Here is a 17,368-nt window from a genome sequence, read left to right on the forward strand (position 1 = left end):
CCTCGGTCTGAAGGATCTTTGCAGGACAACGGTTACCCGGTCCGGAAAGATCAATTCCCGGTGGGGTAGTCGATCACGTGACACAGCGCCGGCAGGCTGCCGTCGGCCAGCCTCGGCATCACCTCGGGCAGCTCGTCGAACGCGGACCGGCCGGTCAGGAGGGCGTCGAAACGGTCGTCCCGCAAGAGATTCAAGGCTAGGTCCAGGCGTTGCGCGTACGTGCGGCCCCGCTGCGGGAGGATGCCGCCGACCTGACTGCCGCGGATGGTGAGGCGGCGGGAGTGGAAGAACTCGCCCAGGCGCAGGGGGACCTCGCGGTCGCCGTACCAGCTGAGCTCGACGACGGTCTTCTCCGGGGCGGCGAGCTCCAGGCTGCGGGCCAGGCCGGCCGGGTTGGCGCTGGCATGGATCACCAGGTCGCGGCCGTCCGCGGCGTCGTCGGGGAGGGCGAAGTCCACGCCCAGGGCGTCGGCGACGGTCCTGCGGCCGGGGTCGGCGTCGACGAGCTGGATCTCGGCGGCGGGGTAGGCGGCGAGGATGGCGGCCACCGAGGAGCCGACCATGCCGCCGCCGACGATCGTGATGCGGTCGCCGAGCTGGGGGTTGGCGTCCCAGACGGCGTTGACGGCGGTTTCCACCGTGCCGGCCAGGACCGCCCGCTCCGGGGGGACGCCGTCGGGCACGACGGTTATCTCCCGGTGCCCCACCACGTATCGGGTCTGATGCGGGAACAGGCAGAAGACTGTCCGATTCTTCAGGGAAGCTGGACCTTCCTCTACCGTGCCGACGTTGAGGTAGCCGTATTTGACCGGCGCCGGGAAGTCGCCCTCCTGGAACGGCGCCCGCATCGCCGACCACTGGTTCTCCGGCACCCGGCCCTGGAACACCAGCGTCTCCGTACCGCGGCTCACGCCGGAGTGCAGCGTGCGCACCAGCACCTCACCCGGACCCGGATCCCGCACCGATTCCGTGCGTATCTCCCCCGATCCGGGGCAAGCCAACCAAAAGGCCCTCGCGTCGAACACGAACCAACTCCTCTGAACCGAAAGTCCTCGACAAGCGTGTGAGTGGAGGACAGCGGTTAGACCCTAAGTCCAGGAGGCACGGTGACCATCACTACCGCCACGACGACCCCGTCCCGGGCGCCTTTCGCCGGGTTCGCCGCCCAGCTCGCGCTGATCGCGCTGCTGGCCGCGACGACGGGACTCACGCTGGCCGGTGGGCTCGCCGGAATCGCCTACGGCGCCGTCCTCTGCGGTCTGCTCGGCATGGCCCTGGACCGGGCCGGGCTCAGCTTCCTCGGCTGGGCCAACCTGGTCACCTTCGGCCGGGCCATCCTCACCGGCGGGGTGGCCGCCATGGTCACCGGCACCGTCCTCGGCCACCCGGCGCCGGTCTGGCCGCTGGTCACGATCGCCGCCGTCGCGCTCGCCATGGACGGCGTCGACGGACAGGTCGCCCGCCGCACCGGCACGTCGTCGTCGCTCGGCGCGCGCTTCGACATGGAGGTCGACGCGTTCCTGATCCTGGTGCTCAGCGGGTACGCCGCGGTCAGCCACGGCTGGTGGGCGCTGGCCATCGGCGGATTCCGGTACGCCTTCGTCGCCGCCTCCTGGGCGTACCCGTGGCTGAACGGCGCGCTGCCGGCGCGCTTCTCCCGCAAGGTGGTCGCCGCCCAGCAGGGCGTGCTGCTCGCGGTCGTGGCGACCGGGCTGCTGCCGGAGTGGGCCGCGGTGGGCACGCTGGCCTTCGCCCTGGCGTCGCTGACCTGGTCCTTCGGCCGGGACATCAGGTGGCTGCACCGGGAGTCCGCGGTCCAGCGTCAGTTCGACCTGATCACTGGACGCGTCTGACCGCTCCCTGGCGTGCCGCCGGCACCGCGTCCGGATGCAGGATCGTGGCGATCGCCTCCACCCCGTCGACCAGCCGCGGACCCGGCCGGACCACCAGGCCGTCGCCGTCGATCGCCCACACCTGCGCGTCCGGGAAGTGCGGCAGCACCGACTCCGCCTGCCGGACCGCGCCGTCCAGGTGATAGCCGCACGGTGTGACCAGCACGATCTCCGGTTGCGCGGCGGTCAGCTCGGCCCACGACACCTGCACCGACCGCTTCCCCGCCCGCGCCGCCACCGGCTCACCACCCGCCGCGACGATCAGATCCGGCACCCAGTGCCCGCCGGTGAACGGCGGATCCACCCACTCCACGATCGCCACCCGGGGCCGCGGCCGGCCGGCCACCGCGGCCGCCACCGCGTCCAGCCGCCGCTCCAGGCCCGCTCTGAGTTCCCGGCCCCGATCGGGTACGCCGGCGGCAGTGGCCACCTCGACGAACGAGGCCAGCACGTCGGGCAGCGAATACGGGTCGAGACTGAGCACCTCGGCGCGGCAGCCCAGATGCGTCAGCGCGTCGTCCACATGGCCGGACGGGAGCGCGCAGACCCGACAGAGGTCCTGGGTGAGGATCAGATCGGGGGAGAGGCCGGCGAGGGCGTCCGCGTGCAGGGTGTACAGATCACCGCCGGCGGCCATCTGCGTACGCACATAATCGTCGATCTCGACCGGCGACATGCCGTGCGTGTCCCGCCCGCCGACCACCACCGTCTTCGACGAGCGGGCCTCGGCCGGCTCGTCACACTCGAAAGTGACCCCGACCAGATTGTCACCCAACCCCAGCGCATAGACGATCTCGGTGGCCGAGGGCAGCAGGGAAACCAGACGCATACCTGTGACCATAGGCCGAAAGTCGGACTCCGGGGTCGCGGAATACCACCCCGGTCCGATGTGCCCGGCGCTCGCCCCGATCGATGCTGGACAGCAGCTTCGAGAAGGAGACCCGAGATGACGACAGCACCGCTGGCCCACGCCGACACGCTCGTGCTCGAATACCTGACCGAGTTGTGGACCGCGAGCGAGGATCTGCCACCCGGCCCGCGCGACGAACTCATGCGGACCGTCACCGACTACCTGGCCGCACGGCAGGAACCCGGGGCCGACCCCGGACCGGTGCTGTCCAGGATGGGTACCCCGGGACAACTCGCGGAAGCGGCCCGGCGCGGCTATCTGCCGCTGCGCCCGCCGCGCCACCCGGCACCCGTCATCGCGGCGCCGACGGTGCCGCTCGTCGGCGGCGCCGAATTCACGGCGATCGCGTTGCTCGTGGGCGGGAACTTCGTGCTGCCGGTGGTGGGCTCGGCGGCCGGCATGCTGGTCGCGAGCGGGTCGTCGCGGTGGTCCGGATCGCAGAAGGGGGCCGGGTGGGTGCTGTGCGCCGGCGGCCCGGGGGCGGCGCTGGTGCTGGTGACACTCCTCGCGAGCATGGGTTTCTCGGCGGCGCCGACGCTGTTCCTGGGGTATCTGGCGGCTTGCGCGGGGTCGGTGGGGGCGGGCCTGATGCTGTTGGGTGGGCTGCGGGCGGGGCCTGGGCAGCGGTGAGGACCGCGGGCCGGGCCGTGTGGGGCGGTTGTCGTGGTTCAGTCGGTCTGAGGTTACGCGGATGCGGGATCGCACTGCGGCGCGAAATCATTCTGACGAGGAAGATCAATTTTAGCGCGAGCACGAGCGACTCCGGCCCCGGTCTCAGCCCCGGTCCATGGTTCGGCTCCGCCTCAGCCCCGGCATCGGCTCGGATTCCGGTTTCGGGCTCCGGCCCCAGGTTTCGACCCTGACCGGTTTCAGGCCCCGATTCCGGCCCTGGTGGCCTGTTTCCTCTGCGCATCGAGGGAAGGTTTTTCGGAGCTGACCGGGACTTGTCGTGCATCTTCGAGCGGGGCTGCCTCAGGGTGTTTTCCGGGCGACCTTGAATGTATTTCTTGTTTTTTGGTTGTTTGGTGAAGGGCGTGTTGTTCGGTCAAGGCGTGCGGAGGATTTCGGGGAGGATCTGGGGCCATAGGGCTCGGGGTGGGGGTTCGTGGCCTACGCCGTCCAGCCAGATCAGGCGGGCCTGGGGGATGAGGCGGGCCAGCTCCCGGGGGTGGTGGGCGGGGACGCGCTGGTCGAGGGTGCCGTGCAGGATCAGGGTGGGGGTGGTGATGGTGGGGAGCCGGTCGTGGATCGGGGGGCCGTAGCCGGCTCGCTGGTGGTTGCGGCGGGCGGTGCCGAGGTCGCAGGAGCGGTCGAAGACTCGTTCGGCCAGGCGGCGCAACTGCTGCTCGTCGGGGGTGAACGGGCCGCCCCGGGCAAGGGCCTCGGCGATCAGGCCGGCTACCGCGGCGCGGCGGTTGGACCAGTTGACGTCGTCGGGGGCGGTGCGGACGGCGACCGAGGTGCCGGCCGAGGTGCGGAGCGGGAGAGTGGGGGCGCCGGCCAGGACCGGGATGGCGTCCGGGGGGAGGCCGGCGCTGGTGGCGATCAACGTGAGGGTGAGGGCGCGGCGCGGGTGTTCGACGGCGATGCGCTGGGCGAGTGCGCCGCCCAGGGAGAGGCCGACCAGGTGCGCGGCGGGGGCGCCGAGCGCGTCGAGGACACCGAGCGCGTCGTGCATCAGGTCGGTGCCGGAATAGGCGGCGCCGGGTGGGAACGCGGTGGAGCGGCCCGTGTCGCGATGGTCGTAGCGGATGACGAAGCGACCGCCGGCGGCCAGGCGGCGGCAGAACTCGTCATCCCACCAGTCCATCGAACTGGCCTCCCCGGCGAGCAGCAGGAGAGGCGGATCGGTGCGTTCACCGAAGGTTTCCAGGCACACCTGGATGCCGTTGACCGGCATCATCGTCTCGGTCACCACCAGGCCATTGTGGTGGCGCTCACCGACAGCCAGGTTAAATGCGGATCACAACGGATGACGAGATCGAGGTGACCCGACCATGGTTCACTCATACCGTGAAATTTCCTGAAATGTCGGAATTCGAGCTGCACCGTACGGAAGAGCAGGCCTCGCTGGACGGGCAGCGGGTGCCGGGGCTGCGGGCCGAGTTCTTCCGCCGGGCCGACGGGGACCGGGTCGCCAGCGTGGGGCGGTATTCGCTGGGCGGGCGCGAGTTGCTGCTCGCGTGGGGGTACGTCGACGAGGAGCATTGCCGGCACAACGCCGTACGCGCGAAATCCGGAAGTTGGTTTCCGGCGGAAGCCGGGTGTCCCGACGTGCGGCTCATAAAGGACGGCCAGGCCGTGATCGGCCTGGCCGTTCGCGCCTCCACGGGCGAATGGATGCGCGAGGAGTGCGGCTGAGGGCGCGGGTGGCGCCGGGCGGAAAGCGGGCGGCGCGGGTGCGGTGCGGGCCGCGGGTGCACCAGGAGTGCAGGTGAGGGTGCGGCGGGGCGGCTAGCGGGGTTTCGGGGCCGGGACGCCGGCGGCGGCGCGGGACCGGTTGCGGACGATGCGCAGTGAGGTTGCGGTGAGGCCGATGGCCAGCAGGAACAGGGCCAGGTGCAGGTACGGGTTGATGATCGGGACGAAACCGATCACCGCGACCGGGATCTGCACCACCGCGATCAGTGCGGCCATCAGCCACCTGCGGCGGCCGCTCCACAGCATCGCGGTCCACACCGGGGACGCCACGACCAGCAGGGTCAGCGCGTCGAGCACGGCGTGGAAGTACACGTTGTGGACGTTGTTGTGGGCGAACGCCTGGGCCGGCGAGGCGATCCACAGACCGGCGACGACGAGGGCGAGAACGACAGCGGCACGACGCATGGGTTCCTCCAGCGTTATCAGACCGTTGCTCGGGGTAACCACGGTATAAAAGCGGCAGGCGGCGCGTAAAGGTTCACCGGGATTCATTCCCGCGAGATGGCACAGTCGCTGTCCGTGTTGTCGACCTTGTCCGAACGGCTAGCTGTTACCCCGGGTGATGGTAACTAGCCTGCATCTGTGCGTTTGATCGAGATAGCTACGGCATGTGCAGTCACTGTCAGTGCTGGCGGTGCCTCTTACGTAGCGTTAAATCCGGAGAAGTTGAGGGCCGACGCCCAGGTGGTGGCCGACAGGGCGACCTGCCGCACCGTGGAGTCGGCGATCGTCGCGTACATCGCGGTGCACGACGCCGACCCGACGTCGATCAGGCAATTGACGCCGTACGTCGACGGCGACATCGCGAAGTACCGCATCGTCAGGGGCCGCGCGGCGGGGCCGGGCTGCCGCTGATGCCGTGGCGCCGTCCGCAGCGGCCCGGTCACGTCATACGATCGGGCTGAAACACCGGACAAGGACGGAAACGGGTGACGATGGAGACGTTGGAGTTCCAGGCCGAGGCGCGTCAGCTGCTGCAGTTGATGGTCCACTCGATCTATTCGAACAAGGACATCTTCCTGCGTGAGCTGATCTCCAACGCGTCCGACGCGCTGGACAAGTTGCGCCTGGCCAAACTGCAGGACGGGCTGGAGGCGGACACGTCCGACCTGCACATCGAGATCGAGGCGGACGCCGAGGCGCGCACGCTGACGGTCCGCGACAACGGGATCGGCATGACCCGCGAGGAGGTCGTGGCGCTGATCGGCACGATCGCCAAGTCCGGCACCGCCGACCTGCTGGCCAAGCTGAAGGAGGCGTCCGAGTCCAAGGGTGACGCCGAGCTGATCGGCCAGTTCGGGGTGGGCTTCTACTCGACGTTCATGGTGGCCGACAAGGTGTCGCTGGTGACCCGCAAGGCCGGCACCGAGGGGCACGGCACCCGCTGGGAGTCGGCCGGCGAGGGCACCTACACGATCGAGGACGCGCCGGACGCGCCGACCGGCACCACGGTCACGCTGCAACTGCGACCCAAGGACGAGGAGGACGCCCTCTTCGACTACGCCGACGAGTGGCGGATCAAGCAGATCGTCAAGCGGTACTCGGACTTCATCTCGTTCCCGATCCGGATGGGCGACGAGACGCTGAACTCGATGAAGGCGCTCTGGGCGCGCCCGCGCAGCGAGGTCTCCGACGACGAGTACCACCAGTTCTACCGGCACATCAGCCACGACTGGTCGGACCCGCTCGAGATCATCAACATGAAGGCCGAGGGCACCTTCGAGTACGAGGCGCTGCTGTTCATCCCGTCCCGCGCCCCGCACGACCTGTTCCAGCGTGACGCCCGCCGTGGCCTGCAGCTCTACGTCAAGCGCGTCTTCATCATGGACGACAGCAAGGAGCTGATCCCGGACTACCTGCGCTTCGTCAAGGGCGTGGTGGACGCCGCCGACCTGTCGCTGAACATCTCGCGCGAGATCCTGCAGCAGGACCGGCACATCCAGATGATCCGCCGCCGGCTGGTCAAGAAGGTCCTGTCCACGATCAAGGACCTGATGGCCAACGAGCCGGAGAAGTACGCGACGTTCTGGCGCGAGTTCGGCCGGGCGGTCAAGGAGGGCCTGCTCAGCGAGCCGGACAACCACAAGCCGATCCTGGACATCGCCTCGTTCGCCACCACCGCGGGCGCCGAGCCGACCACGCTCGCCGCCTACGTGGAGCGGATGAAGGAGGACCAGGAGGAGATCTACTACCTGACCGGCGAGAGCCGGTCCCAGGTGGAGAACTCGCCGCACATGGAGGCGTTCCGCGAGCAGGGTTACGAGGTGCTGATCCTCACCGACCCGGTCGACGAGATCTGGGTCGACGCGGTCCCCGACTTCGAGGGCAGGAAGCTGCGCTCGATCGCCCGCGGCTCGGTCGACCTCAAGAAGGACGAGCCGGAGAAGGAGCCCGAGGGTGACTTCGGGCCGCTGCTCGGCTTCCTCAAGGACAGGCTGGACGAGCAGGTCAAGGAGGTGCGGCTGTCGCACCGGCTGACCACCTCGGCGGCCTGCCTGGTCAGCGACGCCGACGACATCACCCCGGCGCTGGAGAAGATGTACCGCGCGATGGGTCAGGACGGCCCGCGGGTGAAGCGGATCCTGGAGCTCAACCCCCACCATCCGCTGGTCGCCGGTCTGCGGTCGGCGCACGAGCGCGGCGCGGAGGATCCGGCTCTGCCGGAGACCGCCGAATTGCTGTACGGGACGGCCCTGCTCGCCGAGGGCGGCGACCTGGAGGATCCGGCCCGCTTCGCGAAACTGCTCGCCGATCGGCTGGCCCGGACGGTCTGATTTCCGATCCTCGATGGACGGCCCCGGAGTATTCCGGGGCCGTTCGCGGGTTCTGTGACCGTGGTCGATGTGGCTATGCTCGATCAATGAGGTGCCAGGCCTGCGGGTTGGACAACGATCCGGCACTCGACTATTGCGACAGCTGCGAGCATCCACTGCGCGATTCCACCGCCGTTGTTTCGGTGCCGCCGCCGCCGATTCCCCGGCCCCGGCCGGCGCCGGCCGTGGAGTTCGACGACGCGGGGACGGCGGCCGATCCGGGGTTCCGGGACACGCTGGTCGAGCCGCGCCCGCCGGCCCGGCCGGTGCTGGTGGGGGTGGCCGTGCTCGCGCTGGCCGGGGCGGTCGGCGGCTACCTGCTCGCGCAGGATAGAGGCGATAAATCCGGCAAGCCGGATAGCGGAGCGGTGACCAGTGCGGCCGCCCGGCCGGTCGGGGGTGGGACGGACGCCGCGCGGGGCGGCGCGACCGGCGCGGACGACGGCGATGGCGGCCCGGGCAGCGGGGATGGCGGCCCGGGCAGCGGGGATGGCGGCCCGAGCAGCGGGAACGGCGGACCCAGCAGTGCCGCGGCCGACCCGCAGGCCCAGGGTGCCGCACTCGATAAGCTGCTCGATCGGAGCAGGGCCAGCCGGGACAAGCTCAACCAGGCGATCAAGTCGGTCGACGGGTGCTCCGGCGTGTACGCCGCGATCGGCCGGATGCGCGAGGCCGGCGACGAGCGTGCCGCCGAGCGGGACACGCTCGCCACCCTGGACCTGTCCGCGTTCCCGAACGGGGAGAGCCTGCGAAGCGCGCTGACATCGGCGTTCGAGCATTCGCTGGCCGCCGACCAGAATTATGTGAAATGGGCTCAGGAAAAGCAGGCGAACGATTGCCGGAATACGCCGGCGACCCGCGCCTACGACGCCGACGGAGACCGCGAGTCGGACTCCGCGGGCCGCGCGAAAGAGCAATTCCTGGGCCTGTGGAATCCGATCGCCGGGCAGCTCGGCCTGCAGACGCGGGACCGGCAGGGCATCTGATCAGCCGCCGTGCACCGCGGCGACCAGGGCGGCGACCGCGGCCAGCGCCGCCGTCCCGTCCGGGGCGTACCGGTGCAGGTCTTCCAGCAGGCTTCGGAGCCGGCCCGGGTGGGCCAACTCGGCCGCCGGCGCCGCCTGCAGCTCGCTCACCGCGTGGCCGGCCGCCACCGGGTCCGGGAAGTCGGCCAGATGCTCGCGCACCCGGCCGAGAAGCTGCGCCACGGCGGCCGCGTCCACGCCGTACACCTGCTGGTTGAAGGTGTTGTGATCGCCGCCGAAGTTGTTCTGGCCGCCGTTCACGCCGCCGATGTTGAAGGTGTTCGAGTCAGGCACGCGCCGCTCCTACCGTCGTGGTGAACACGTTGCCGTCGCCGCCGAAGTTGTTCTGCCCGCCCTGGATCGTGCCCACCTGGACCAGGCTGCTGTTCTGCAGCGTGATCTGGTTGACCGCCTGGCGGAATTCGAGCGGGTCGACGCCGTTCTCGATCAGGTGGTCGATGATCGCCTCGCCGACGATCCGGTCGACCAGCTTCACGTACTTGATGCCGTCGAGTCTCTGCAGGTAGCTTTCCGCCTCCGGGGCCGAGGCCAGGTCACGGACGCTGATCCGCGCGCCGTAGTCGTGGGTGCGGAACTCCTGCGAGCGGCGGATCGAGGTGTGCATCCGCCAGCGCAGCCGGGCCACCCGGCCGAGCGCCCGGGCCAGGCGGTACGGCCCGGCTGCCACGTCGACGATCGCCCCGCGCAGCACCCCGCCCACCGCGTACGAGCCGACCTTCTCCGGGCGCAGCGTGTCGGCGACCTGGCACTCGGCGCGCAGCGGTGGCAGCACGGTGCCGAGAAACTCGGCGTACAGCATCCCGCCCTCGACCGCGACGTGCACGAACGCGCTGACCGAGATGCCCAGCGCCTGCGCGCCGAGGATCACCTGGCCGTGCTCGTCCCGGATCGCCTTGCCGCGCACCGGGATCACCACCCGCAGGTACTGCCGGAGCCCGCCCTGCGGGCTGGCCACGATCGCGTCGACGGTGGGGTCGTCGGCCATCGTGTACGGCATGCCGGTCTCCGGGTCGATCACCGGATCGTGCTCGTCGCGAATGCCGTCGGCCACCACGTACGGCCGGACCGACAGGCCGGTGACCCGCTGTCCCTCGTCGAGCCAGTCGGCGCGCATCGTCTCGATGGCCCGTTTGAGCCGCCGGTTCAGCGCCACCGGGTCGATCGGCACCGGCTCCTCGGGGCGGATCCCGGACGGGTCCCGCGGCCGCAGCGTCATGCTGAACGACCAGCCCTGCTCGACCGCGCCGCAGCCGAGGAACGGGTCGTCGTGGTGGACCACCACGTTGCCCCGCTGGGCTGCGGCGATCATCGCGAGCCGGTCCTCGACCAGGGTGTCGCGCAGCCGGGTGCGGGCGTGGGCGACGTCGGGGGCGAACTCGGTGGTGACGACCCGGTACGCGTCGCGGCGGAACGCGTAGGTGACCCCCACGATGGCCAGCAGGCACAACAGGGCGAGCAGGGAGCTCCCGCCACCACCGGTGGCGGCTGCCGCGGCGGCGGAGCCGGTGGTGTCGGTGTTCTCGTCGAGGTACTGCCGGAAGAGGTTCTGGAGGGAGAACAGCAGCGTCAGCGGCAGCCCGACCAGCATGCCGGCCAGGAACCAGGCGACCCACCAGCGCAGGAAGCCGAGGCGGTGGCGGGCCAGGAACGCCCGCAGCCGCACCGAGCGGGCCAGCCGGACGATCAGGCCGAGCCCGGTCACGGTGAGCGTGAGCGGTGGGCTGAGCAGGAGCGCGGCCAGGTAGAGCACGGTGGCGCAGAGCTGCTGGTAGAGGTGTCGGCGGCGGACCCGGAAGCACTGCCGGACGATCGGGTCGAGGTCGTAGCCGTGCGAGGGCGGCACGGACCGGCGCATCTCGCCGATCAGTTCGTCGACCACCTGGTCGGCGAAGCCGCGCACCAGGAAGGCGGCGGTGCACAGATACCGGGTGGTGTTGCTGAGGCGGTCACTGGTCCGGGCGTACCGCGGCATGGTGAGCGGCGCGGCGAGCGGCGGGCTGGGCAGCGTTGTCATCGGCGTCGGTCCGGAGTCGTCGGAGATCCTGATCGGACCGACGGTAGGCGGGCTCACTCGCCGTCGTCAATGGACTACCGGGGGGACGGCGGCGTCAGCCTTTCGCCAGGTTGACGAAGAACGTGCCGATGTTGGTGAAGATCGTGGCGACCCCGTCGCCGATGCTCCGGGCGACGTCGGCGGCCGGCCCCGGGTTCGTGCCGATCCAGAAGACGAGCAGGAACAACAGCACCCAGCCAAGGATCTTCTTCATGTCAGCCCCACCCCCATCCATGATCCTCACACACGCCGGGTACCGCCCGTGAGCGGCACGCCCAACCCTGAGAGGACTCTGAGGAAAGTGGAAGCTACCTTTTTTTGAGAGTTACTGTCATTTTCTGGAGAACACGAAAGCGCGCTGGTTCGCGCTCGCCGCCCTGGCGTTCTGCACGCTCGCGGTCGGTCTGGACGGCACGGTGCTCAGCGTCGCGCTGCCCACGCTCGCCCACGACCTGCACGCCACCACCGGTGACCTGCAATGGTTCACCACCTCCTACCTGCTGGTGCTGGCCGCCGCGCTGCTGCCGGCCGGCATGCTCGGCGACCGCTTCGGCCGCAAACGGTTCCTGCTCGGCGCGCTGGCACTCTTCGGCGTCGCCTCCGCCTGGTGCGCGTGGGCCGGCAGCACCGGGCAGCTGATCGCCGCCCGCTCGGTGCTCGGCCTGGCCGCCGCGGTGATCATGCCGCTGATCGGCGCGGTGCTCACCGTCGTCTTCGACGAGCAGACCCGGCCCCGGGCGCTGAGCATCTGGGTCACCGCCAACGCGCTGGGCATCCCGCTCGGCCCGCTGCTCGGCGGCTGGCTGCTCGACCACTTCTGGTGGGGCTCGGTCTTCCTGATCAACCTGCCGATCGTCGCGTTCGGGCTGCTCGCCGTCGTGGCCTGGGTGCCCGGGTCGCACGGGGACCGGACCCGCCGGGTCGACCTCCCGGGAGTGGCGCTCTCCGCGATCGGGCTGGTCGGCGTGACGTACGGCATCATCGAAGCCGGGGAGCGCGGCTTCGGTGACCCGCGCTCGCTGCTGACCGTCGCCGCCGGCCTCGCGTCCCTGATCGCCCTGGCGATCTGGCAGCGGCGTGCCGGCAGCCCGCTGGTCGACCTCGACCTGTTCGCCTCGCGCGGTTTCACCGGCGGCGCGGTCCTCGCCACAGTCGCCAGCTTCGCCTTCTTCGGCCTGCTCTTCGCGCTGCCCCAGCTGTTCCAGGCGGTCGGCGGACAGGACGCGTTCGGCACCGGCATCCGGCTGCTCCCGGTGATCGGCGGCCTGCTCGTCGGCGCCCGGCTCGCCGACCGCCTGGTCGCCCGGCTGGGCCCGCGGATCGTGGTCGCCACCGGGCTGACCCTGATGGCGCTCGCCCTGCTGACCGGCGCCCGCACCGGCGTGACCACGGGATACGGCTACGTGGCCGCCTGGGTCGCGGTCGCCGGTCTCGGGCTCGGCTTCGTGATGCCGCCATCGATGAACGCCGCCCTGGGCGCCCTCACCCCGCAGCGCAGCGGCGTCGGCTCCGGGCTGCTGCAGGCGATGCGACAGGTCGGCAGCGCGATCGGCGTCGCGGTGCTGGGCACCGTGCTGAACACCGGCTATCGCGACGGGATCGACGCGGCCGGGCTGCCCGCCGCGGCCCGGGACAGCGCCGCCGCCGGGGTCGCCGTGGCCCGGCGCGCCGGCGACCCGGGCATGCTGGACACCATCCGGCGCGCCTTCACCCACGGCATGGACACCGCGCTGGTCGCCACCGGGGTGGTCGCCGCCCTCGGCGTCCTGCTCGTGGTGATCCTGCCCCGCCACGCCCCGGCCGCCGACCCGGCGCTGCTGGCAGAATCAGGAGTATGACGGCGAGCCTGCGCGAGCGTAAGAAGGCGAGGACGCGGGCGACGATCCGCGAGCAGGCGATGCGGCTGTTCGAGGAGCAGGGGTACGCGGCGACCACGGTGGACCAGATCGCCGAGGCGGCCGAGGTGTCGCCGAGCACCTTCTTCCGGTACTTCCCGGCCAAGGAGGACGTCATCCTGGTCGACGACTACGACCCGCTGGTGGTGGCGGCGGTCCGCGCCCAGCCGCCGGAGGTGCCGCCGATCGAGGCGATCCGGCGGGCGCTGCGGGACGTGTTCGGCCGTGTCAGCCCCGAACTGTGGGAGCTGGAACGCCGCCGCCAGAAACTCTTCGCCGAGGTGCCCGAGCTGCGGGCCCGCGCGCTGCACCAGATGACCGAGGCGATCGAGCTGATCGCCGAGGTGATCGGTGAGCGCGCCGGCCTGCCGCCCGACGACCTGCGGGTGCGGGCGATGGGCGGCGCGATCGCCGGGGTGGTCCTGGCGGTGCTGCCGCCGGGCCGGATGATCGGGCAGACCGCTCTCGACCCGGCCGATTTCGAGCGGCTCAGCGACGCCCTCGACCTGCTCCAGCAGGGTTTACCGCTCGGTTAGCGCCTGGCGGGCGCTGTCCAGCAGGCGTTCGGAGAGGGTGGTGCCGGCCGTGGCGCGGGCCAGGATCAGGGCGCCGACCATGGTGCTGACCGCGACCAGGTCGGGTTCGGCGCCGCCGAGCATCCGCGCGTAGGCCTCGACCCCGGCGGCGTAGGCCTCGCGGGCCGTCTCGCCGCCCGCTGCGCGGGCGACGTCGCCGGCGAATCCGGCCGTCGGGCAGCCCTCGGCAGGCTGGTCCCGATGCTCCATGGAGAGGTACGTACGGATGAAGTCCGCCGGCCGGCTCGGTGCGCCCAGTCGCGCGGCCTGCTCGGCGAAAGCGTACGCGATCGCCTCGGTGACCAGTGCGTCCTTCGACGTGAACTGTTTGTAGAAGCCGCCGTGGGTGAGCCCGGCGGCCGCGCTGACGTCGGCCACGCTGACCCCGGCGATGCCCCGGTCCCGGAAGAGGGCGGCGGCCGTGGCGACGATCCGCTCCCGGTTCTCCCGGGCCTGTGCCTGCGATACCCGTCCCATGCGCCCAGTATAGATGACGTGTGTCATCTATTACCTTGCGGACTTTTAGATGACGCCCGTAATCTAAGTCGCATGGAACTTCACAACGCCGTCGCCCTCGTCACCGGAGCCAACCGCGGATTCGGCCGGCACCTCGCCGCCCAGCTGCTCGAACGCGGCGCCAAGGTGTACGCCGCCGCCCGTCGCCCGGAGAGTGTCGACCTGCCCGGGTCCATCCCGCTGCGCCTCGACGTCACCGACCCGACCTCGATCGCCGCCGCCGTCGCGGCCGCTCCCGACGTCACCCTGCTGATCAACAACGCCGGCGCGGCCAGCGGTCAGCCGCTGCTCGGTGGCGACCTGGACCTGGTCCGGGCCGAGATGGAGACCAACTACTTCGGGCCGCTGGCGGTGACCCGGGCGGTCGCGCCGGTGATCGAGGCGAACGGCGGGGGAGCGGTGCTCAACGTCCTGTCCGTGCTGTCCTGGCTGCACCCGGCGGGGCTCGGCTCCTACGCGGCGACCAAGGCGGCGGCCTGGGCGCTGACCAACGCCACCCGCGAGCAGCTGGCCCCGGCCGGGATCACGGTGACCGGACTGCACGTCGGCTACATGGACACCGACATGGCCGCCGGCGTCCCGGCCGAGCAGAAGGCCGATCCGGCCGGGGTGGCGAAACTGGCGCTGGACGCGGTCGCCGCCGGGGCCCCGGAGGTCCTCGGCGACGACCTGACCCGCACCGTGAAAGCGTCCCTCTAAAGGAACAGCCTGCCCTGCTCCCGGGCCTCGGCGTGGGCAGCCTTGCGAGCGGTTCCGGCGTCGGCGGTCACCAGGTTGGGCCGGAAGTGGATCTCGGTCTGGTCGGTGACGCCGGCCCAGTGCAGCCAGTCGGCGAAATACCGGGACTGGAAGTCGCTGCCGAAGGCGGGCGGTCGGTCCGGCCCGTACACCGCGCTGGTGTAGACCACCGCGGCCTTCTTGCCGCGCAGCAGGCCGGTGTAGCCCGCGGCCGGGTCGAAGCCGAACACCAGGCCGGGCTGGCTGACCACGTCGATGAACTGCTTGAGGATGTACGGCACGCCGGCGTTCCACATCGGCACGCTGAACAGGTAGCGGTCGGCCGCGTCGAACCGGTGGAACGCGGCGACCGCGGCGTCCCACGCCGGGCTCTGCGGCTGCTCGCCGGCGAAGACAGCCATCTTGGCGGCCGCCGCGTCCGGCCCGAACTCGGGCAGGGTCCCGTCCCACAGGTTCCACTCCTCGATCTGCAGGCCGGGGTGGGCCTCGGCGGCCGCGGTCAGGAAGGTGGCCGCCAGGGCCAGGGATTCGGACTTCCCGCCGCGCGGGGAGGCGGCGATGTGCAGCAGCTTCACGGTCTTCTCCTCGATGTCTCATAGTGCGTGCGCACGCACATTTTTACGCCTGATGCGTGCGCACGCACAAGATTTCGGTAGGCTGCGGTGATGAGCGACACCGAAACCGCCGCCTGGGCCGCGCTGTTGCGGGTGCACGCGGCCGTGGTGCCGGTCCTCGACCGCACCCTGCAGAGCGCCTGTGGGCTGCCATTGACGTGGTACGACGTGCTGCTGGAGCTGCGTCACGCGCCGGACGGCCGGCTCAGCATGGGTGAGCTGGGGGAGCGGGCGGTGGTCAGCCGCACCCGGGTCAGCCGCGTGGTCGACCAGCTCGTCGCGGCCGGCCTGGCGACCCGGGAGACCAATCCGGACGATCGGCGCTCGGCGCACGCGGCGATCACCGACGCCGGCCGGCAGCGGCTGCGCGAGGCGGCACCGATCTATCTGGACGGGATCCGGCGGCACTTCACCGGGCTGATGTCCACCGACGAGGCGCGCGTGGTGGCCCGGGCCCTGGACGGGGTGCTGCGGAAACAGGCGTGAAAAGCGCCACGGCGGGGTAACCGCGCGTCATGTCGACCATCACCGATGCCGGCACCGGCCAGCTGATCGTCGCCGCGGTGCTCGGCATCGCGGCGGTCGTCCTGCTCATCGCCGGGGCCAAGTGGCATCCGTTCCTCGCCCTGATCGTCGGAACCGGCGTGCTCGGCCTGGTGGCCGGCGCCGACCCGGCCAAGATCGTCACCTCGTTCACCACCGGGCTGGGCAGCACGGTGGGCAGCGTGGGCGTGCTGATCGCGCTCGGCTCGATGATCGGGGCGCTGCTGACCGAGTCGGGTGGCGCCGACGGGATCGTGCACCGGCTCGTCACCGGGGTCTCCGGGACCGTCCTGCCCTGGGCGATGGCCGGGGTGGCGGCGCTCGTCGGGCTGCCGCTGTTCTTCGAGATCGGTGTCGTGCTGCTGGTGCCGATCGTGCTGCTGGTGGCCCGGCGGACCGACGTGGGGCTGCTGCGGATCGGGATTCCGGCGCTGGCCGGGCTCTCCGTGCTGCACGGACTGGTGCCGCCGCATCCCGGGCCGCTGGTGGCGATCGACAGCCTGCACGCCGACCTGGGGCTGACCCTGATCTTCGGGCTGATCTGCGCGATTCCCACGGTGATCGTCGCCGGCCCGCTCTTCGGCAACCTCATCGCGGCGCGCGTGCCCGTCGACGTACCGCGCCGTCCTGACGTTGATCTTGATGCTGACGGTGCCGCGGAGCGGGAACCGGAAGCCGTGCGGCGCAACCCCGGATTCTGGCCGGCGGTGCTGACCGTACTGTTGCCGGTGGTGCTGATGCTCGCGCGGGCGGTCGCGGAACTCACCCTGCCCGACGACAACAGCGTCCGGAAGGTCCTCGACGTGCTGGGGACACCGATCGTGGCGCTGCTCTTCGGGGTGCTGCTGGCGATGTGGAGCCTCGGTCACCGGGCCGGCTTCGACCGCCGGGAGACCTCCGGGATCGTCGGCGGCGCGCTGCCCCCGATCGCCGGCATCCTGCTGATCGTGGCCGCCGGCGGCGGCTTCAAGCAGGTGCTGGTCGACAGCGGCGTGGGCCGGGTGATCGCCGACGCGGCCAAGGACGCGAGCATCAACGCGCTGCTGCTCGGCTTCCTCGTCGCGGTCGGGATCCGGGTCGCGACCGGCTCGGCGACCGTCGCCACGATCACCGCGGCCGGGATCGTCACGCCGCTGGCGGCCACCCTGGACCGGCCGACGCTGTCGCTGCTGGTGCTCGCGATCGGCTGCGGCTCGCTGTTCTTCTCGCACGTCAACGACGCCGGCTTCTGGCTGGTCAAAGAATACTTCGGGATGACCGTCGGGCAGACCGTCAAGACCTGGTCGGTGATGGAGACGATCATCTCGGTGGTCGGCTTCGGCTGCGTGATGCTGCTCAGCCTGGTGGTCTAG

At 70.9% G+C, this 17,368-nt stretch carries 20 protein-coding genes; 11 read left to right on the forward strand and 9 right to left on the reverse strand.

Annotation, left to right across the window (positions count from 1 at the left end):
• Window positions 1–50: 50 nt before the first annotated feature.
• Window positions 51–1,025: a zinc-binding alcohol dehydrogenase gene (locus tag ACSP50_RS12575; RefSeq protein WP_014690031.1), complete on the reverse strand. Its 975-nt coding sequence runs from the start codon at window positions 1,023–1,025 to the stop codon at window positions 51–53.
• An 81-nt stretch (window positions 1,026–1,106) separates the two neighbouring features.
• On the opposite strand from ACSP50_RS12575, the gene ACSP50_RS12580 reads away from it, so the two are divergent.
• Window positions 1,107–1,853, forward strand: coding sequence for a CDP-alcohol phosphatidyltransferase family protein (locus ACSP50_RS12580; RefSeq protein WP_014690030.1), 747 nt, complete (start codon window positions 1,107–1,109; stop codon window positions 1,851–1,853).
• On the opposite strand, the gene ACSP50_RS12585 is transcribed toward ACSP50_RS12580, so the two are convergent.
• Window positions 1,837–2,721 (reverse strand): cobalamin-binding protein, encoded by an 885-nt coding sequence (locus ACSP50_RS12585; protein WP_014690029.1) that lies wholly within the window; start codon window positions 2,719–2,721, stop codon window positions 1,837–1,839. The genes ACSP50_RS12580 and ACSP50_RS12585 overlap by 17 nt on opposite strands.
• A 117-nt stretch (window positions 2,722–2,838) precedes the next feature.
• Here ACSP50_RS12585 and ACSP50_RS12590 point away from each other — a divergent pair, with 117 nt between their 5' ends.
• Window positions 2,839–3,432: a hypothetical protein gene (locus ACSP50_RS12590; protein WP_014690028.1), complete on the forward strand. Its 594-nt coding sequence runs from the start codon at window positions 2,839–2,841 to the stop codon at window positions 3,430–3,432.
• 415 nt (window positions 3,433–3,847) lie between these two features.
• Here the strand turns inward: ACSP50_RS12590 and ACSP50_RS12595 are convergent, their stop codons facing one another.
• Entirely contained in the window at window positions 3,848–4,720 is an 873-nt protein-coding gene (locus ACSP50_RS12595; protein WP_099343752.1) for an alpha/beta fold hydrolase, read from the reverse strand.
• Between the two features lie 38 nt (window positions 4,721–4,758).
• Between ACSP50_RS12595 and ACSP50_RS12600 the strand changes: the two genes are divergently transcribed.
• Window positions 4,759–5,163, forward strand: coding sequence for a hypothetical protein (locus ACSP50_RS12600; protein WP_014690026.1), 405 nt, complete (start codon window positions 4,759–4,761; stop codon window positions 5,161–5,163).
• A 93-nt stretch (window positions 5,164–5,256) separates the two neighbouring features.
• Here the strand turns inward: ACSP50_RS12600 and ACSP50_RS12605 are convergent, their stop codons facing one another.
• Window positions 5,257–5,628, reverse strand: a complete 372-nt coding sequence (locus ACSP50_RS12605) for a hypothetical protein (protein WP_014690025.1) — start codon at window positions 5,626–5,628, stop codon at window positions 5,257–5,259.
• A gap of 177 nt (window positions 5,629–5,805) precedes the next feature.
• Between ACSP50_RS12605 and ACSP50_RS12610 the strand changes: the two genes are divergently transcribed.
• The 3 genes from ACSP50_RS12610 (at window position 5,806) to ACSP50_RS12620 (ending at window position 9,022) form a co-directional block, all read left to right on the forward strand.
• Window positions 5,806–6,078 carry a hypothetical protein gene (locus tag ACSP50_RS12610; RefSeq protein WP_080127798.1) on the forward strand — a complete coding sequence of 91 codons (273 nt, stop codon included), beginning with the start codon at window positions 5,806–5,808 and terminating at the stop codon, window positions 6,076–6,078.
• A 74-nt stretch (window positions 6,079–6,152) separates the two neighbouring features.
• Complete coding sequence (gene htpG, locus ACSP50_RS12615) at window positions 6,153–7,997, forward strand: molecular chaperone HtpG (RefSeq protein WP_014690023.1); 1,845 nt, start codon at window positions 6,153–6,155, stop codon at window positions 7,995–7,997.
• Between the two features lie 86 nt (window positions 7,998–8,083).
• Window positions 8,084–9,022 carry a hypothetical protein gene (locus tag ACSP50_RS12620; protein ID WP_155123484.1) on the forward strand — a complete coding sequence of 313 codons (939 nt, stop codon included), beginning with the start codon at window positions 8,084–8,086 and terminating at the stop codon, window positions 9,020–9,022.
• On the opposite strand, the gene ACSP50_RS44780 is transcribed toward ACSP50_RS12620, so the two are convergent.
• The 3 genes from ACSP50_RS44780 to ACSP50_RS42990 all read right to left on the reverse strand — a co-directional run bounded on the left by ACSP50_RS44780 (window position 9,023) and on the right by ACSP50_RS42990 (window position 11,349).
• Window positions 9,023–9,355, reverse strand: a complete 333-nt coding sequence (locus tag ACSP50_RS44780; protein WP_014690021.1) for a hypothetical protein — start codon at window positions 9,353–9,355, stop codon at window positions 9,023–9,025.
• Window positions 9,348–11,096 (reverse strand): hypothetical protein, encoded by a 1,749-nt coding sequence (locus ACSP50_RS12630; protein WP_014690020.1) that lies wholly within the window; start codon window positions 11,094–11,096, stop codon window positions 9,348–9,350. Before ACSP50_RS12630 ends, ACSP50_RS44780 begins: the two co-directional genes overlap by 8 nt.
• 94 nt (window positions 11,097–11,190) lie before the next feature.
• Window positions 11,191–11,349, reverse strand: coding sequence for a hypothetical protein (locus ACSP50_RS42990; protein WP_014690019.1), 159 nt, complete (start codon window positions 11,347–11,349; stop codon window positions 11,191–11,193).
• 202 nt (window positions 11,350–11,551) lie between these two features.
• Here ACSP50_RS42990 and ACSP50_RS12635 point away from each other — a divergent pair, with 202 nt between their 5' ends.
• Together ACSP50_RS12635 and ACSP50_RS12640 are read left to right on the forward strand one after the other, a co-directional pair.
• A complete protein-coding gene (locus tag ACSP50_RS12635) occupies window positions 11,552–12,973 on the forward strand; it encodes an MFS transporter (RefSeq protein WP_014690018.1) in 1,422 nt (473 codons plus the stop codon).
• Window positions 12,970–13,566, forward strand: coding sequence for a TetR family transcriptional regulator (locus tag ACSP50_RS12640; RefSeq protein WP_014690017.1), 597 nt, complete (start codon window positions 12,970–12,972; stop codon window positions 13,564–13,566). The genes ACSP50_RS12635 and ACSP50_RS12640 overlap by 4 nt, the downstream gene beginning before the upstream one ends.
• Here the strand turns inward: ACSP50_RS12640 and ACSP50_RS12645 are convergent.
• Entirely contained in the window at window positions 13,552–14,082 is a 531-nt protein-coding gene (locus tag ACSP50_RS12645; protein WP_043511444.1) for a TetR/AcrR family transcriptional regulator, read from the reverse strand. The genes ACSP50_RS12640 and ACSP50_RS12645 overlap by 15 nt on opposite strands.
• A gap of 72 nt (window positions 14,083–14,154) precedes the next feature.
• Here ACSP50_RS12645 and ACSP50_RS12650 point away from each other — a divergent pair, with 72 nt between their 5' ends.
• A complete protein-coding gene (locus ACSP50_RS12650) occupies window positions 14,155–14,820 on the forward strand; it encodes an SDR family oxidoreductase (RefSeq protein ID WP_014690015.1) in 666 nt (221 codons plus the stop codon).
• On the opposite strand, the gene ACSP50_RS12655 is transcribed toward ACSP50_RS12650, so the two are convergent.
• A complete protein-coding gene (locus ACSP50_RS12655) occupies window positions 14,817–15,434 on the reverse strand; it encodes an FMN-dependent NADH-azoreductase (RefSeq protein ID WP_014690014.1) in 618 nt (205 codons plus the stop codon). The two genes, ACSP50_RS12650 and ACSP50_RS12655, sit on opposite strands and share 4 nt — an antisense overlap.
• Window positions 15,435–15,524: 90 nt before the next feature.
• On the opposite strand from ACSP50_RS12655, the gene ACSP50_RS12660 reads away from it, so the two are divergent.
• Complete coding sequence (locus ACSP50_RS12660; RefSeq protein WP_014690013.1) at window positions 15,525–15,959, forward strand: MarR family winged helix-turn-helix transcriptional regulator; 435 nt, start codon at window positions 15,525–15,527, stop codon at window positions 15,957–15,959.
• A gap of 29 nt (window positions 15,960–15,988) precedes the next feature.
• On the forward strand, window positions 15,989–17,368 hold the full coding sequence (locus ACSP50_RS12665) for a GntP family permease (protein ID WP_014690012.1): 1,380 nt from the start codon (window positions 15,989–15,991) through the stop codon (window positions 17,366–17,368).

It is taken from the genome of Actinoplanes sp. SE50/110, from assembly GCF_900119315.1.
In the GTDB taxonomy this organism is placed as follows: domain Bacteria; phylum Actinomycetota; class Actinomycetes; order Mycobacteriales; family Micromonosporaceae; genus Actinoplanes.

What these genes read in the sequence shown, in the direction of transcription:
- ACSP50_RS12585 (WP_014690029.1), bottom strand. Translation starts at nt 2,721, where the DNA reads ATGCGTCTGGTTTCCCTGCTGCCCTCGGCCACCGAGATCGTCTATGCG.
- ACSP50_RS12590 (WP_014690028.1), top strand. Translation starts at nt 2,839, where the DNA reads ATGACGACAGCACCGCTGGCCCACGCCGACACGCTCGTGCTCGAATAC.
- ACSP50_RS12600 (WP_014690026.1), top strand. Translation starts at nt 4,759, where the DNA reads ATGCGGATCACAACGGATGACGAGATCGAGGTGACCCGACCATGGTTC.
- ACSP50_RS12605 (WP_014690025.1), bottom strand. Translation starts at nt 5,628, where the DNA reads ATGCGTCGTGCCGCTGTCGTTCTCGCCCTCGTCGTCGCCGGTCTGTGG.
- ACSP50_RS12620 (WP_155123484.1), top strand. Translation starts at nt 8,084, where the DNA reads ATGAGGTGCCAGGCCTGCGGGTTGGACAACGATCCGGCACTCGACTAT.
- ACSP50_RS12630 (WP_014690020.1), bottom strand. Translation starts at nt 11,096, where the DNA reads ATGACAACGCTGCCCAGCCCGCCGCTCGCCGCGCCGCTCACCATGCCG.
- ACSP50_RS42990 (WP_014690019.1), bottom strand. Translation starts at nt 11,349, where the DNA reads ATGAAGAAGATCCTTGGCTGGGTGCTGTTGTTCCTGCTCGTCTTCTGG.
- ACSP50_RS12640 (WP_014690017.1), top strand. Translation starts at nt 12,970, where the DNA reads ATGACGGCGAGCCTGCGCGAGCGTAAGAAGGCGAGGACGCGGGCGACG.
- ACSP50_RS12645 (WP_043511444.1), bottom strand. Translation starts at nt 14,082, where the DNA reads ATGGGACGGGTATCGCAGGCACAGGCCCGGGAGAACCGGGAGCGGATC.
- ACSP50_RS12650 (WP_014690015.1), top strand. Translation starts at nt 14,155, where the DNA reads ATGGAACTTCACAACGCCGTCGCCCTCGTCACCGGAGCCAACCGCGGA.
- ACSP50_RS12660 (WP_014690013.1), top strand. Translation starts at nt 15,525, where the DNA reads ATGAGCGACACCGAAACCGCCGCCTGGGCCGCGCTGTTGCGGGTGCAC.
- ACSP50_RS12665 (WP_014690012.1), top strand. Translation starts at nt 15,989, where the DNA reads ATGTCGACCATCACCGATGCCGGCACCGGCCAGCTGATCGTCGCCGCG.